Source organism: Methanosarcina sp. A14 (genome assembly GCF_001729375.1).
Taxonomy (GTDB): Archaea; Halobacteriota; Methanosarcinia; order Methanosarcinales; family Methanosarcinaceae; genus Methanosarcina; species Methanosarcina barkeri.
Map to the genome: position 1 here is coordinate 1 of NZ_LZPK01000265.1, position 15,849 is coordinate 15,849.

Genomic DNA, 15,849 nt, shown 5'->3' on the forward strand with positions numbered 1-15,849 from the left:
TAATGTTCAATTTTAATGTTTTCATATTTGATATGAATACTTTCTAACTAAACAATTATCTTCAACCCATACAAAACAGCAAAGAGCCAAGAAAATTTTGTTTTTTCTCTAAATTGATTACTAAATCGGATCTTGTACAGATCTTGTACATATCTTGTACAGAATCTTATACATTTTCACTCTATTACCAGGTCTTTGACTCTGATCCCGCTTTCTACAATTTTTCCTACGATTTTTCCACCGGTAATCTCTGCAGCTTTTGCAGCATCTTTTTCAGGCAAGATAACAAGAAAACCCATACCCATATTGAAGGTTCTGTACATTTCAAGATCCTCAACTCCGCCTTCCTTCTGCAAGAATTTGAAAATATCCTGGGGCTCAAGAGGATCGTAAAAATCAAAACCGAGTTTTGTTACTCTTCTCAGTTTCAAAAGTCCGCTGCCTGTTATATGGGCAAGTCCATGGACTTCACATGCCTTCAGCACATCAAGAATCTCAATATAAATTCTTGTTGGAGTTAGGAGCTCATCTCCGATCATTTTTGAATTGTCATAGGGACAGGGGTCGTGATAAGAGTACTTGGATTCCTCAATGATTTTCCTTACAAGAGTATAGCCGTTGCTATGAACGCCTGTGCTTGGGACACCTACAATCACATCACCTACCCTTACTTTCTCTCCCTCGACAATCTCGTCTTTCCGGACAATTCCAAGGCAAGTACCTGCAAGGTCAAAACCTTTAATTATCTCTGGCAGGGTTGCGGTTTCTCCGCCAACGATGGACATTCTGGATATTTCCGCGCCCTTTACCAGCCCTTCTCCAATCTGGGCGGCAAAGCCTTCTTCATGCTTTTCCAGGGCAAGATAATCTACAAAGGCTACAGGCTCGGCTCCTATGGCTAGAAGGTCATTTACATTCATTGCGATACAGTCTATACCTACCGTGTTCCACCGCTGCATTTCGTTTGCAATAAGAACTTTTGAGCCTACCCCATCAGTTGTCAGGGCAAGGGCATATTCTCCGAAGTCCAGAAGCCCTGCATAATGCCCTATTCCTGTAAGGGGAGCTCCTATACCTTTTCGGACATAGCTCAATTTTTCGATAAGGGTTTTGACGGTTTTTTCTTCCTTTGTAATATCTACGCCTGAATCCGCGTACGTTAAGTGCTTTTCGCTCATCTTTCGCCCCTCCCTGCCTGCTTTATAGCTGTTTTCCAATTTCATTTCCGTTATATAATTCGAATTCATCATGCAGGGTCTTGACTGCAGCAAATGCATCGTTTTCCCGCACTACGAAAGAGATATTGTACTGGGAAGAACCCTGGCTGATCATGATAATATTAATAAGCGAGTTTCCAAGTGCTCCGAAGACCCGTTTTGCCACGCCTGGGGTCCCTGCCATACCTGCACCCACGACTGCAACTACGCAGACATTTTTGTCTGACGTGATTTCTTTTACGATTCCGCGGTTGAACTCTTCGTGCAGGGCTTTTAATGCAGTTTCCACATGTGCTTCACTGATCACGAAAGAGATATTTGATTCGGACGAGCCCTGGCTGATCATAATAACATTAACGCCTGACTTTGCAAGTACTGCGAAGAGCCTTGCTACAGTCCCGACCGCTCCTACCATTTCTGCGCCTGAAATGTTTATGAGAGCCACATTTTTGATTAGGCTTACGGCTTTTACTACATTCTTGCACTGGAACTTTTCCGCAACTACGAGTGTGCCAGGTAACTTAGGCTCAAAGGTATTCTTGACACGTACAGGAATGTGTTCGCGCATAGCAGGCTCAATCGTGCGCGGGTGCAGTACATTTGCCCCGAAGTAAGAAAGTTCCATGGCTTCGGCATAAGAGATTTGCGGGATAGTTTTTGCCTCGGGCACGATTCTCGGATCGGTGGTCATGATACCGTTTACTTCTTTCCAGAGCCAGATCTCGTCGGCTTTTAAAGCTGCGCCCAGGATGGAAGCTGTAAAGTCAGACCCACTCCTTCCCAGAGTGGTAATAATTCCTTCCTCGTTTTCTCCGATAAATCCCGTAACTACAAGAATCTGTGTCTCAAGTCTGCATCCAAGCCTCTTATTCACAAGTTCATAAGTTTTCTCAAGAGGTCTTGCATTTCCGTAATCCGATGATGTTATAATTCCTGCTTCTCCACCTGTGAATTCAGTTGATGCGATTCCAAGGGAACGGATAGCTCCTGACACAATCGGAGCAGCCAGGCGTTCTCCGTAAGAGCAAATATAGTCAATTGACCTTGAAGTAAGCTCACCAAGATAGCAGATTCCAACCAGGGCTTTTTCGAGCTCGTCAATGCGGAGGTCAAGTGTTTGGATAACTTCTTTTGCGACTGTGGGGTCATCAATGGCATCCTTCACAGCCTCGTGGTGTTTGTTTGTAATTTCTGTTTTAAACTCTTTCACAAGGGCGACTTTGCCTTTTGTTGAGGCAAAGAGTGCATTTTCCAGAAGCTCGTCGGTTACTCCACCGAGTGCTGAGGTTACTACCACGATCTGGTTGCCTTCTTCACGGTACCTCTTCAGAAGCTGGGCAACATGACGGATTTTTTTTCCGTCCCCAACGGAAGTTCCTCCAAATTTCATTACAATTTTCATGATCGGATCACGTTTTGTCGTTAACTGATTATTCTCGCACCATTTACTTAAACTGTTGATAAGAGTTTTAGTTATCCTCACTAATTATTTGGATTGGAATTAATAATTCTCCAAAATTCCTGCAGGTTTGCAGATTGCTTTCAATAATATGTTTTTTGTAGAGAAAGCTATATGTCGGCTCTTTCGACACCTAATACATTTTATGCTGAGAACCTGTTCTGTATAGGATATAGATACTATATTATAACGTTTGTGTAAAATGGATTAGAAATTAATCTCCGGATCAGCAGAATAACCTGTTGTCAAATACCCGATAAATCTAAGTAATCGGGATCTGGTAGAAAATATTATATTTAATTCCCGAGATGAAAGACTAAGATAGTTGGAAAGAGATGAATCAATGAAATATGCTGTACTTATAGGAGACGGAATGGCTGATTACCCAATAGAAAAATTGGGTGGAAAGACCATTCTCCAGGCAGCCCAAACCCCTGCTATGGATTATATTGCAGCCCATGGAAAAATAGGGCTTGCAAAAACTATACCTGATGGGCTTCCCGCTGGAAGCGATGTCGCAAATATGTCTATTCTCGGGTACGATCCAGCAGTATACTACTCTGGTAGGGCTCCTCTGGAGGCTGCCAGTATGGGTGTCGCTCTTGCATCTGATGATGTGGCTTTCAGATGTAATCTTGTGACTATTGAGCATGGGAGAATAAAAGATTACAGTGCAGGGCACATCAGTAGCGAAGAAGCTAAGATTCTCGTCGAAACCCTTGATGCGGAACTCGGTAATGGAGAACTGAGCTTTTATCCAGGGATCAGCTACAGGCACCTTTTGGTCGCCAAAAATAATCTGGGGGCTGAAGCGGAGTGTACTCCCCCGCATGATATTACTGGAAAGAAAATTGAGGAATATCTGCCCGAAGGAAAAGAGGGAGATTTCTTTTCCGACCTGATCAAAAAATCTATGATCGTTCTTGAACTGCATCCAGTTAACCTGAAAAGAATTGAAGAGGGTAAGAATCCTGCAAATTCAATTTGGGTCTGGGGCCAGGGATATGCTCCGAAGTTTACGCCATTTCGAGAATTGTATGGAAAAACTGGAGCAGTTATTTCGGCAGTCGATCTTCTGAAAGGCATTGGAGTTTATGCAGGAATGGATGTAATTGAAGTTCAGGGAGCAACCGGTTATCTGGATACCAATTATGAAGGAAAAGCCAGTGCTGCAATCGAGGTCCTGAAAACCAGGGATCTTGTTTTTGTCCATGTGGAAGCTCCAGATGAAGCCGGACATGAAGGGAGTATTGACAAAAAGTTAAAAGCTGTCGAAGATTTCGATAGCCGAATTGTGTCTCCTATTCTTAAGCATGCTAAAGCTTCAGACGAGCCTTTTACAATTCTTGTACTGCCTGATCATCCAACCCCGATTTCCATAAAAACTCATGCTAGAGATCCGGTTCCTTTTGCAGTCTACAGAACTGATAAGGCGGACTCTGATAGTGCGGAGGCTTTCGATGAGGATTCGGCTAAAAAAGGTTCTCTTGGGCTTGTAAAAGCTTCGGATCTCATAGGAATACTTGTGAAGGCTAAATAACTGCTTTTTCTCGTTTTTCATTTGATGCTTTTATTTGTTTAGCATCCTGATTTCCAGAAAATCCTCTGTTCTGGATTTTCGGAAATTTTTCTTTTATCATTCTGGCTCTTTTTTGTACTAAGTTTGTGTGAAATTAATCAGGAAAACATATATATCCTTTCTCAATATATTCGGAATAGCACATAAAATCTGTGTTATCATTTTAACTCAGGGGGTATTTTTTGTATGAGATGGCCTATGAGAAGATCATTTTCGGGACCTGCACGCTGGGATCCTTTTGACGAAATAAGAAGGACACAAGAGCGCCTCAACCAGTTGTTTGAAGACTTTATGCCGATGGAAGAATGGGGTGGCGGAAAAGTATACACTCCTGCTATCGATATTAAGGAAGAAGACGACAAGCTTGTAGTCACTACCGACCTGCCTGGTATTAATAAAGAGGATGTTCAGATTAACCTTAAAGAAGACATTCTTGAGATCAGTGCAAAGACTGGGAAGGAAAAAGAGACTGAGGAAGAAGGATACCTGCGCCGGGAAAGAGCATATACACAATTTTACAGGGCGGTTCGCTTACCTGCGAGCGTTAAGGAAGATGGAAGCACTGCAAAAATGGAAAATGGTGTTCTGACAATAACGCTGCCGAAAATGCAACTGGGAGAACCGGCAAAGAAGATAGCTATTGAGTAAGTTTTTCCGAGAGAAAAGACAACATCAAATTTAATTTCAGACTGCGAAAGAAAATCGCAGCCTGTTTTTTGAACTTTTTCCTGCTGATTTTTCTGATATAGCACAAAGAGATTTTCCATGAATCTGATTTTCAATTTTCATGATCTGGTTCTATTATCTGTTCCGGATCTGCCCTTTTTATGATACTCGGAATCAGAACATGGTTCGACATGAATTGAAAAGTGACCATTACTGCCGCAGATTTCTTTTAGCTTGTTTTCTATCTGCGTTGATATTTCATGTGCGTCCACGATATTCAGATTCCTGTCAACCTCTATATGGACATCTGCAGCCATGGCATTCCCTATTTTTCGAGTTTTTAGCTCATGGAAGCCTAAAACACCATCAGTAGAATCCAGAACTCGTTCAATATTTCTGTACGTTTCCGAATCAAGCGAAGCCTCCAGAAGCTCATTGAGGTTTTTGTAAGAAATATCAAATGCCACTTTAAAAATAAAGAAACTCAATATTACTGCGGCTATTGGATCGAGTACTACCCACTTGCCTCCAAGAAGTATGGCACCTCCTATTCCGATCATGGTTCCTAAGGACGATAAAGCGTCCGAACGGTGGTGCCAGGCATTTGCAGTAAGTGCATCGCTCTTAAGCTTCCTGGCATATATTGTGGTATAACGATAGAGCCATTCTTTTGATACAATTGACAGAACTGCCGCAATAAGCGCAATCGAATTTGGGGCTGGTAGTGATTCTCCTTGGAAAAACGCGAAAACCTTCTGAAGCCCGCCCCATAAAATTCCAAATGCCACTACAGCAAGTGCAAGCCCGATAAATGCCGCAGACAGGGTCTCGATTTTTCCATGCCCGTAATTGTGTGTGCTGTCTCTGGGTTTCTTGGAGATCTTTAAACCTATTATTACTGCGATGTCAGTCATGAAGTCGGACAAAGAATGAACTGCGTCAGCAATCATTGCCGAACTATTTCCAACAATACCGGTCACAAATTTAAAACCTGTCAACAAAACGTTGACTGTCATCCCAACTTTTGTTACATGAGCTGCCTGGGAGTATCTGGCGTTTTCATTCTCTTCATAATTAAAAAGAGTTTCTCCGTTTGTATCTCCAGTACTTTCCATAATTTCTCATATTTTCTTAATTATCTTAATAGATTTGAGATATTATATTTCTACATTTATTATTATTCCATTAAACGAGAGCATAAAAATTAGCGATCAATAGATATAAGGTTATCTTCATTGATTAAGAAATTTATATAGCTTTATAAGTACACATTTTGGGATTAATCTAATTAGTATATCTACAATTAATTATAAAACTAGCAATATTTTTAAAATAAATTCTAGGGATTTCCATAAACATTAATATTTTTCACACAACTAACGTATGTAATTTTCTTTTCTCAGTTCCTCTATTAATCGACTTATTACCGACTTATAACCGACTTATAATCGACTTATAATCGACTTATTAATCTGGCTATCTACTTCCATACATCTTTTATCTCTTTCTTGCGGTGTTGAAAAATATATACAATTCAACCGTAGCGCGGAAGGTTATATTTTATTTCCTTAATTCTTTCTCCTTCTCCTTCCTCAGGAAATTCTTTACTTTTCAGGGCTGCAGTCTGTGCAACTTCAGGGTGCTGTTTAAGAAATTCTATTGAATAATCCGTAGTTTCACTTGCTGCTGCTTGAAAGGTATTATCTATTTCTTCTTTGCTAAACTGCCCATGATAAAGAAGAAGCTGAGTTACTTTTTGCCGGGTAGCTTGAGGTTCGTTCTCATAGTCCAGGGAGTAGTACAGCTTACTTACGATAACTCTTAAACTCCATATTCGGCTTCGTTTTTTGTTTTTTAACTCAAAAGGGACTTTATTCTTTATTTTCTCTATAATTTCGTTCAATTCATACTGGCTCGTGTTTAACACCTATATGAAATTTGGTTTTCAAGCAGATAAAGGATCTTAATAGTTCTTAACTCTGCTCGGGAGAAAAGTGCCGCAGTAAAATAGGACTGAAAATAAGGTCAATTGAAATATATAATATCTTAGGAGGATCGGTTAGTTTAAGATATATATTGAGAAAACAGGTAAATTTAGAAAATAATTAGTTGAGAAATGGTGTAAACTGGCAATTAAACTGAAAGTAATGTAAACTGAAGAAATAAGTCCTATCGAAAAAATAAGTGAAAGCGCGGCATCAGGAAATTATTCTCATCATCTTTTGCTCAGTTGGGGTAACTTTCATCATCGCCGCAAGATCCAGTATATCGGTGGTCTTATTTATGGTTACTGCCTTTACTGCTGCAAATTGTTGATTTAATGGATTATTTCTTTTATTTCCTGTATCCAACTGAACAATATTCAGTTGCTCTTATTAACTCAAAGTCTTCCGAGGAAAACACTTGAAATTCGAAGCCATAGCCGTTGAGAATATTCCCCTTATACATACTGGGGATAACCTGCCCTCGATCATTTGTAAGAATCTGGAACTTCAGGACAGGGACATTGTTATCGTTGCCTCGACTGTCGTTGCTAAAGCTGAAGGGGAGATCTTCAGGCTAGAGGACATTACCCCAGGGAAAATAGCACTTGAGATGGCATCCCGAAACGGAAAAGATGCGAGGTTTATCCAGGCTGTACTTTCCCGGAGCAGGGAGGTGCTTGTGGAAAAACCTTTTATGCTTGTGACAACTCTCGCAGGGCATACCTGCGTAAACGCAGGAGTAGATGAGTCAAATATTGAAGATGGATTTTTGCTCTATCCTCCTGTAAATCCGGATGCCAGTGCTTCAAGGCTCGGGCAGGAGCTCGAAAAGTTGAGCGGGAAAAAGTTAAGTGTTATTGTCACAGACACAAATGGGAGAGCTTTTAAAATAGGACAGACTGGTGCTGCCATAGGAATTTACAAGATAAAACCTGTAAAGCATTGGATTGGAGAAAAAGATCTCTTTGGAAAAGTCCTTGAGGTTACAGAGGAAGCAGTTGCCGATGAACTTGCAGGTGCCGCAAACCTTCTGATGGGCGAAGGGGCAGGTGGAACTCCCGTAGTTGTAATTCGTGGTTTTGATTACTACTGTGGAGAAAAGACCTTTATAAAGGAAATGTATCGTCCCGAAGAAATGGATGTTATTAAAAAAGGGCTTCGCTGCCTTCAAAAAAAGTTGAATAAAAAATTGAATTAAGGAAGTTAAAGCTTCAGATCTTAGATATTGGGCAAAGTAATATCTCGAACTTTGATTTTAACTCTAAGGCATGAAGTCTCCTTCCTCGATAATTTCCGGCAAAAGCCGGAAAATGGCAGGTGGGAGATGAAAGCTGTCAACATCAACTATTTTTTAATAAATCTTATCTATTTTTTTAAAGACTATTACTCTTACAACGAATTTTAATCCATGAAGTAAAACCTGCTAATGAATAGTTGAAATAAGCTAATTCTCAAGCTTTGCTGGCATGCTTAGTAAGCGTGAGATCCAAATTTACCAGGTTTTTCAGAGAAAAAACTGGATTTCCCAGATTCAAGTCCAAGAAAAAGCCTGTTCAATCCGGTTGAAAGTCCTGCAAAAAAGAGTACGTTAAAACGTAAAAGGATCTATAAATCGAGAGAAAGTAAAGCTGCAACTTTCAAAACTCCCTGAAAAAATCAGCAATCAGAAGAATGATTCCCAGCACAACCTCTCTTCTAAACTTATTAGTGAGAACCAAGCTATTGCTCTGGAAACTCTGATGTTAAAGGGATGCAAAAAAATAATTGTTTAGCTCAGTCTATAAGTGATTCTGCATGGAGCAGTTTTGTTACAAAGTTAGACTACAAAGCAGAATGGTTCGGTAAACCTATCCTGAGAATCGGGTAGTTTGAACTCTCTTCTAAACTTTATAGTGTTTGCGGGTATTATAATTCAGATTTGGCATTGAAGGATAGAAAATGGATTTGCTCTGATTGCAACACAAAATATTATAGGGACATTAATGCTGCATCAATTTCAAAAAATTCTCACTTCAAGATCAAAATCTTATAGTTATTTGACACTCTTATAGTTATCTGGTACCTGCGGAACGCGGGGAAGGACTTGGGGGCTTGTTTTCAAAAGAGAAAGGAATAAATCAGGAAGTTCCTCCCTGGAACCTGAGCCAAAAAGTGAAGAATTAAGGGAGAAGTAGTTTATATTCTGTAAGTTCAGTTTCCGCTTGAAGTCTCGCTTTTTAACTCAAAAGGTATATATTCCACTTCCACACCCGCGTCCCTGAAAAACTCAAGTGAATCATTATCTGGATAGAAAGTTGCGTATACCACTCTTTTGATATTCGCGTTTATAAGCATTTTCGCGCAAAGGATACAGGGCTGGTGTGTACAGTAAATGGTTGCTCCTGCTATGCTTACGCCATGAATTGCGGCCTGGATAATTGCATTCTGTTCTGCGTGCACTGCCCTGCACTTTTCCTGTCTTGTACCTGAAGGAATCTTTTCCAGATCCCTGATACATCCGATTTCAAGACAGTGTTCCATGCCGCTAGGTGCTCCATTATATCCGGTTGAGAGAATGCGTTTATCCTTAACGATCACAGCTCCTACGTTCTTTCGAAGGCAGGTAGCCCGTTTGCCTACCACGAAGGCGATTTCGAGGAAATACTCATCAAGTGAAGGTCTTTCTGTCATTATTTTTAATGAACAGTAACTGGTATATATAGCTGTGACGTTAAAGCCTGTACCATTTTTAAGAGTTAATTTTAAGTGGAATAAATTAACGGTATATAGAGAAGAATTGCTAGGGGAAGAATTAATATAATCTGTGAGAATACAGAGTTAAAACAAATTAACTTATTTATAACACTAATTTGTTTCTAATATACTTGTTTATAATCTACACTTATTTACAATATTAAAACATCCAGAACGTTATCCCCCATCACCTGAACCCGAGTAGCAGAGTAAATTCAATATTCTCAATAAACCTGATTATAAACTTCGTGTTCTGAATTATACATCAGGATTATATATCTGGATGTAATGAGCTGTTCGGATAGGTTCAATAAAATAAATAGATACACGCATCCGGAGTATTAAATTATGGCAACAGGTTTGGCCGAAATTTTAGATAACTTCGTGAAAAATCACGACAACCGCCAGTTGCTGGCCCTCCCCCTTGCGATACTCGCAGTTTCTTTGGTAATACTGCTAGTTTCTCTTGTGAGTAGCGGATCGCCGGTAAAACTGGGAATGGATTTCCAGGGCGGCACTCAGATTTCGATAGAAACGACTGATTCCCCTGCTGTACTTGAAAAAACGTATTCGTCTTACCCCATCACTAATGTCCGGCAGACCGGAAGCAGGGTTATCATGCAGTTTGGAATCATGGATGATGAGCAGCAGCGTCAGCTTGAAACGGATATTACGAGTCACAACTATTCCAATGTGCAGATTCAGCAAGTTGGGCCGATTTACGGCAAGACTCTGCAGGTACAGGCTCTGGAGGCCCTAGTTATTTCCTTTATAGGAATGGGAATTGTGGTATTCCTGCTCTTCAGGACCTTTGTTCCTTCCCTTGCAGTGATACTTTCTGCATTTTCAGATATCGTCATTGCAGCTGCTTTCATGAGGGTTGCAGGGATTGAACTTTCCCTGGGAACACTTGCGGCTCTGCTTATGCTTATCGGTTATTCTGTAGACAGTGATATCCTGCTCACAAACAGAGTACTTAAACGCCGGGGCATAGTAGAAGAGAAAGTTTCCAAGGCTATGCATACAGGTATCACCATGACTACTACAACCCTTGCAGCGCTTGCATCCATGTACATAGTCTCGACTTTCTCCTATGTGGTCATTCCTTCATTCACACAGATTTCTCTGCTTTCGCAGATCTCAATTGTGCTGATTGCGGGACTTATTGCAGACATGATGAATACCTGGCTCCTGAATACGGGAATCTTACGATGGTATGCGATGAAACCCGAATTCAGAGGGAGGTATAACAGATGAGCGACAAAAAAAGCCTTCTTAAAAATCCAAGAGTCATTATCTTTATTATAATCCTTCTTGGCTCTATAGTGGCCATTCACCCAGGCTATACACCCGGAAAAGGGACAACTTCCAATCTTAATTTTGGACTTGATCTGGAAGGTGGGTCCTGGCTCCAGATACAACTGGAAGGAGCACTTGTCCAGGTAGATGTAGATTCCGGAAAATTAGTTAGCGGAATTGTAGAGCCTATAATTGGAGCCCCTGTCGAGATCACGAAAAATGACCTTGATGTCGGCGGCTCTGCCAATAAATCTGTCACCTTTACAACATCTGGGACTGTCAGTGCATCTCAGCTTGAGTATCTTGGCACGGTAAGCGTGGACAAGCTGAGTGGAAGCACAACTCAGGTAACTATCTCTGATACCAGTAAGGAGAGTCTCATCCAGTCTTACCTATCAAAAGCCCTTGATGCAGAAGTACTTGCCAAGAGTACTGAGGACGGAACTGTCTACGAAATCAGGACTGCAGTCACCGAACAAAAGCTTGAGTCTCTGCTGGAAAAGGTTGGAGGTTCGATCCACAAGAACGAAGATGGGACTTCAACTTACGAAGAAGGAGTAAGCACCGATACCAGAGACCTGACAAAGGAGATCCTCAGTGATAAGCTGAACTCTCTGGGTATCAAAGATATTCCTGTAAGAACCGTAGGGGACAAATACATCCTTATTGATTTTGCAGGCATTGACCTGGCAACTGCCAAGGAAATAGCTGAAAAACCTGGAAAGTTTGAGATCCGGATTCAGACAACTGGAAATGAAACCGAACATGTCCTTTACGGCGATTCAATTGTAAGTGTGGGAGTTCCAAGCTTCCATGATGAACAGTGGCATACTCCTTTCACCCTGGATGATGATGGGGCTCGGACACTCCAGAAAGTTGCACTCGAAACCGGAGCAATTGATGATCCGGATTCCCATTACTTGAAGATGTACCTTGATGGAGTTGAAATCTATGGAGCTCCTTTGAGTCAGTCTGCAGCTGAAAAACTGCGAGATGCCCCTATATATTCCTGGGAAGCTTCCACGGGTACAGATGATGCTGCAAAAACCGAAGCTAAAGCACTTCAGGTTCACCTTCGAGCAGGGGCTCTTCCTGTCAATGTAGAACTTGTAGGTTCTGGACATGTGGATGCAGGTCTCGGAGCGCAGTTCAAAAGTGCAGCTCTGATTATCGGTTTGATTTCCCTTATTGGGGTGGCAGCCGTGGTTTACTTCAAGTACAGAAGGTCTGAAATCCTGATACCTATGGTCGGAACTTCTACCAGTGAAGTTATCATGATCCTCGGAGTTGCAGCACTGATAGGATGGCAGCTTGACCTGGCGTCAATTGCAGGTGTTATAGCTTCCATAGGTACTGGGATTGACCACCTTGTGATCATCACAGACGAGGTGCTTGCTGAAGGCAAACTCCCTCCAACGAGGGTCTTTAAGTCCAGGATAACAAAGGCTTTTACAATCATTTTAGGGGCAGCCACTGCAAACATAATTGCCCTGTCCCCTCTGGTCGTAATGGGCTTTGGTACTTTGAAGGGCTTTGCAATTACTACCATCATTGGTGTCTTAATTGGTGTGATTATCGCAAGGCCGGTTTATGGTATAGTAATCAAGGAATTTCTGCACGTAGATGAAAACGGAACCGCAAGTATAACTGAGTAAGTATTGAGCGAAAAGTAAAGTTCTTTGAGGTTGATTGGTATCTAGGAGTCAAAAATTAAGGTGGAATGTATGCAGGATCTCTGGACTTTAAAATACAGGGCAGGTACTCTGAAGGAAATGCTTGGAAACGAGCATGCTGTAGCCACGCTTTCCGAACTTGCCCAGTCCGGGATCCTTCCCCATCTTATTTTCTACGGCCCTGAAAATTCCGGAAAAACGACAGCAGCTCTTGCTCTTGCCAGACAGCTCTATGGACGTACCTGGAAAAACAATTTTGCATACTTCAATGCTTCTGATTTTTTTGACCAGGGAAAGCGCTATCTCGTCCGAGACAAGCGTTTCGTGCGTTTTCTGGGCACCGATGACCCAAAGAAAATCTATAAAAGTGTAATCGATATTTTCAAGGAAATTATCAATGAATATGCTGGAATGGCTTCGCTTGATGCCGATTACAAGTTAATCTACATTGACAATGCTGAGTCCCTTAATTCTGACGCACAGCATGCTCTAAGGCGAATTATGGAAAAGTACAGTGCAACATGCAGGTTTATTCTTTCCACTACCAAACCTTCTAAACTTATTGCTCCGCTTCGCTCAAGAGGCCTTCAAATTTTTTTCACATATGTTCCGGATTCGGTTCTGAGAACCCATCTTGAGAAAATCGGCCGTGCTGAAAAGTTGCAGCTTTCGGAAGGCGCATTTGATGCAATCCTTTATTCTGCGAAGGGAAATGTTGCAAAGGCAGTTCAGACTCTACAGCTTGCTTCTTTAGTTGCACACGATTCGGTCATTACTGAAGAAATGGTGTATGAGGTTACTCTGGGCAGGGATGAAAATATTGACAATTTACTTTCTGCGGCTCTTGCTGGAGATTTTTCCAGAGGACGGAAGCTCCTTGATGAGATGATAGTTGAGAAAGGGCTTTTAGGAGTCGAGATTCTTGAAGGGCTTTCCGAAGCTCTCGCAGATTCGGGAGAAACGGATACAGACATTGCTCGGATTATTGTGAAAATTTCCGAAGTCGATGCTCATCTTAAGGATGCTGCCAATGAGAGAATTCAGCTTGAGAAACTGATCTCTTCTCTTTCCTAATTTTTAGAGTCGTTTTCCTTCTGTCTTCTTTCGCTTCCTTTTTACTGCCTTTTTACTGCCTTCTTTTTATTTCTTATATGTCTGTGAGAGCCTGTGAAAATGGGATCACACACGTATAATTTGTATAAGTAATTGAGTTGTTTATATAAACAATACAAATAACTACAAAGATCAAATTGCATATTTTAGTATGTATTCGATCTTAACTTTAAGGGTGGTCTAACGAATAAGAATATCTGGAAACTAATGTTTATTCTTCTTTGGATTGTAGCTTTAGTTGTATCTTGGCAATTAAAGGGTTTTGAAGCAAATGCAAAAATGGGTTTTTCTGAAGTAACCTATTGGATGGGATTTTTTTTAGGAAATCTTGCAGGAATGGTTTCGATTAAATTACAAGATGCATATAAAAATTAAAATCGGCAAATATTGGTATTTTTTACGGTATCTCCGAATGGCATATGGCTTTTGCATTCGACAAGCTAATCAGATAAAAAATAATAGTGTTATTTCCAAATTTTGTGGGTTCCGATTCTGTTTTTATCTCTACTTCCCTTCCCTCTTTTTAAAATACTATATATATGCTTCTCTCTAGAGTTATTCAATAATAAAAAACTATTTATATTTTAACCATTAAATCAAAATTATCATAGTAAATTATATATACAATTAGCTTTTATTTTTTATTGTAGATAGGCCAGAATCTCAAGCTTCTAAGGAGTTAAGGGGCTCCGTTACATTTTTTAAACGAGATATGAACCTTGGAGTTCAGGACATCCAGAGTGATGTGCTGTACTTCCTGAAGATGGTTCAGAGCCTGGAATTCCTTGGGTGTATGCCAGATCGGGCCTTTTCGAAAATCCACAAATAAATCCACAAATAAATCCCTCCATTACTCCCTGAAGAACTCCCTCTTTTCAGGGAGATCATGCTCATATGGTAGAATATAATCCTTAAGTACTCTTGAAAACCTTAAGTACTCTTGAAATAGATAATATTCTGCCTTAATTTTAAAAAAAGATTGTCTGCCTGAATTGTTCCTTCAGGCAGTTAGTCTATTAAGTACTCTTTTTTCAGTATTTATAGTGCTTTACTGAGTGATATAAAATCACAACAAAGAAAGCAACTATCACCAGCAAGAGGCTGAAGAAACCAACAGGGTCCCAGACAAAGCCTATCCCAGATCCTCCTTCTTCCCAGGAAACGAGTACTGCTCCCTGGAGTTCTGTAGGAATTACCACACAGGCAAAGGCAAGCACGAAGATAAATAAGATGTCAAAGACTTCTGCAATAATGCTCTTTTCTGCCATACTCCTGTCTCCTCAATCATAATATTTGAACTCGAACATGTGGGTTTTGATTGATTCTCTTACCTTCAGGCACCCTATAGTCTCGATCAAAACGATCAGTCCTATGAAGATTACGTAGAGGTAGAAGAAACCTGAAGCAATCTCCCATGTCTCGGAGAGAATCTTGTATGCTATAAATCCTTCCACGCATATGAGCAAAGCAAGCATGCCTACAACGAGAGCCGTGTCTCCGGTAAGTTTGCTGTGATATTTGCTTTCCAGTGCCTGATCATTCGTCTCCAATGCCAGTTGCCTCCTTCTTGATCTTTCTATTTCCCGAGCCTTTGGGTAAGGGCCAGCCCATTTCAGCCCAGTTATTTTCAATGTTTGATTTCTTGTGTTTGTGGCTGAAATAGAAGTACGCAATACCGTAGAATACAAAGGCGAAGATCAGGTTGTACTTGTAGCCCCAGAACAGCGTTGAAAGAATCGTAATTGCAATTGCAATCGCAAAGTAGGCAATATATGGCTGAAGAGGGCCCACAAAAGGTCTGACTTTACTTGTGGTCTCCGGGAAGAGTTTCCTGAAGCGTATCAGGGAGAAAGGAATCAACACGTAGCAGAGCAGCCCCGAAACAATTGAGAAGGTAATTACCTGGTCAAGATAGCCACTGAATGCAAAGCCGATTGCAACCGGCACCGTGAAGATTACTGCTCTGTATGGAGTGTTATACTTCGGATGCACTGCTGAGAACCGGATGACACGTAATTGTCTCTTGAGAGAGCAAACCAGGAGCGTGAAGAGTCACAAACGCAGCCGTTTGCACTGGCAACACATGTCAGAAATGTTCCAAGCCCTAGCAGGGCAACAAAGATAA

The 15,849-nt window shown here is 41.0% G+C and carries 15 protein-coding genes and 2 pseudogenes; 8 read left to right on the forward strand and 9 right to left on the reverse strand.

Annotated features, from left to right (window positions below; genetic code table 11):
- Positions 1-176: 176 nt before the first annotated feature.
- Together purM and A9239_RS12360 are read right to left on the reverse strand one after the other, a co-directional pair.
- On the reverse strand, positions 177-1,178 hold the full coding sequence (gene purM / locus A9239_RS12355; protein WP_048123349.1) for a phosphoribosylformylglycinamidine cyclo-ligase: 1,002 nt from the start codon (positions 1,176-1,178) through the stop codon (positions 177-179).
- Positions 1,179-1,200: 22 nt separating this feature from the next.
- Complete coding sequence (locus tag A9239_RS12360) at positions 1,201-2,619, reverse strand: aspartate kinase (protein WP_048120662.1); 1,419 nt, start codon at positions 2,617-2,619, stop codon at positions 1,201-1,203.
- Positions 2,620-3,019: 400 nt separating this feature from the next.
- Here A9239_RS12360 and A9239_RS12365 point away from each other — a divergent pair, with 400 nt between their 5' ends.
- Together A9239_RS12365 and A9239_RS12370 are read left to right on the forward strand one after the other, a co-directional pair.
- Positions 3,020-4,216 (forward strand): cofactor-independent phosphoglycerate mutase, encoded by a 1,197-nt coding sequence (locus A9239_RS12365; RefSeq protein ID WP_048120661.1) that lies wholly within the window; start codon positions 3,020-3,022, stop codon positions 4,214-4,216.
- Between the two features lie 225 nt (positions 4,217-4,441).
- Positions 4,442-4,903, forward strand: coding sequence for an Hsp20/alpha crystallin family protein (locus A9239_RS12370; RefSeq protein ID WP_048120657.1), 462 nt, complete (start codon positions 4,442-4,444; stop codon positions 4,901-4,903).
- A gap of 137 nt (positions 4,904-5,040) precedes the next feature.
- On the opposite strand, the gene A9239_RS12375 is transcribed toward A9239_RS12370, so the two are convergent.
- Both A9239_RS12375 and A9239_RS12380 read right to left on the reverse strand, forming a co-directional pair.
- Positions 5,041-6,036, reverse strand: coding sequence for a cation diffusion facilitator family transporter (locus A9239_RS12375; RefSeq protein ID WP_048120655.1), 996 nt, complete (start codon positions 6,034-6,036; stop codon positions 5,041-5,043).
- A gap of 419 nt (positions 6,037-6,455) precedes the next feature.
- Entirely contained in the window at positions 6,456-6,824 is a 369-nt protein-coding gene (locus A9239_RS12380) for a hypothetical protein (RefSeq protein WP_230668986.1), read from the reverse strand.
- A 500-nt stretch (positions 6,825-7,324) separates the two neighbouring features.
- On the opposite strand from A9239_RS12380, the gene A9239_RS12385 reads away from it, so the two are divergent.
- Positions 7,325-8,104: a coenzyme F420-0:L-glutamate ligase gene (locus A9239_RS12385; RefSeq protein ID WP_048120652.1), complete on the forward strand. Its 780-nt coding sequence runs from the start codon at positions 7,325-7,327 to the stop codon at positions 8,102-8,104.
- 361 nt (positions 8,105-8,465) lie between these two features.
- Positions 8,466-8,946: pseudogene (locus A9239_RS18435) on the forward strand (RNA-guided endonuclease TnpB family protein); the annotation flags it as partial.
- Positions 8,947-9,096: 150 nt separating this feature from the next.
- Here A9239_RS18435 and A9239_RS12390 read toward each other — a convergent pair.
- Positions 9,097-9,576 (reverse strand): cytidine/deoxycytidylate deaminase family protein, encoded by a 480-nt coding sequence (locus A9239_RS12390; protein WP_048120651.1) that lies wholly within the window; start codon positions 9,574-9,576, stop codon positions 9,097-9,099.
- 411 nt (positions 9,577-9,987) lie between these two features.
- Between A9239_RS12390 and A9239_RS12395 the strand changes: the two genes are divergently transcribed.
- From A9239_RS12395 to A9239_RS19570, 4 genes are all read left to right on the forward strand, one after another.
- Positions 9,988-10,896, forward strand: a complete 909-nt coding sequence (locus tag A9239_RS12395; RefSeq protein WP_048120650.1) for a protein translocase subunit SecF — start codon at positions 9,988-9,990, stop codon at positions 10,894-10,896.
- A complete protein-coding gene (locus tag A9239_RS12400; RefSeq protein ID WP_048154055.1) occupies positions 10,893-12,593 on the forward strand; it encodes a preprotein translocase subunit SecD in 1,701 nt (566 codons plus the stop codon). The genes A9239_RS12395 and A9239_RS12400 overlap by 4 nt, the downstream gene beginning before the upstream one ends.
- Before the next feature lie 69 nt (positions 12,594-12,662).
- Entirely contained in the window at positions 12,663-13,685 is a 1,023-nt protein-coding gene (locus A9239_RS12405) for an AAA family ATPase (protein WP_048154058.1), read from the forward strand.
- Between the two features lie 246 nt (positions 13,686-13,931).
- On the forward strand, positions 13,932-14,099 hold the full coding sequence (locus A9239_RS19570; protein WP_155400448.1) for a hypothetical protein: 168 nt from the start codon (positions 13,932-13,934) through the stop codon (positions 14,097-14,099).
- Positions 14,100-14,403: 304 nt separating this feature from the next.
- On the opposite strand, the gene A9239_RS19575 is transcribed toward A9239_RS19570, so the two are convergent.
- The 4 genes and pseudogenes from A9239_RS19575 to A9239_RS12420 all read right to left on the reverse strand — a co-directional run.
- A complete protein-coding gene (locus A9239_RS19575) occupies positions 14,404-14,559 on the reverse strand; it encodes a hypothetical protein (protein WP_155400449.1) in 156 nt (51 codons plus the stop codon).
- A 196-nt stretch (positions 14,560-14,755) separates the two neighbouring features.
- Entirely contained in the window at positions 14,756-14,992 is a 237-nt protein-coding gene (locus A9239_RS12410; protein ID WP_048154060.1) for an efflux RND transporter permease subunit, read from the reverse strand.
- A 12-nt stretch (positions 14,993-15,004) separates the two neighbouring features.
- Positions 15,005-15,274: a hypothetical protein gene (locus A9239_RS12415; RefSeq protein WP_048154063.1), complete on the reverse strand. Its 270-nt coding sequence runs from the start codon at positions 15,272-15,274 to the stop codon at positions 15,005-15,007.
- A pseudogene (locus A9239_RS12420) lies at positions 15,261-15,849 on the reverse strand (APC family permease); the annotation flags it as partial. The gene A9239_RS12415 and the pseudogene A9239_RS12420, both read right to left, overlap by 14 nt.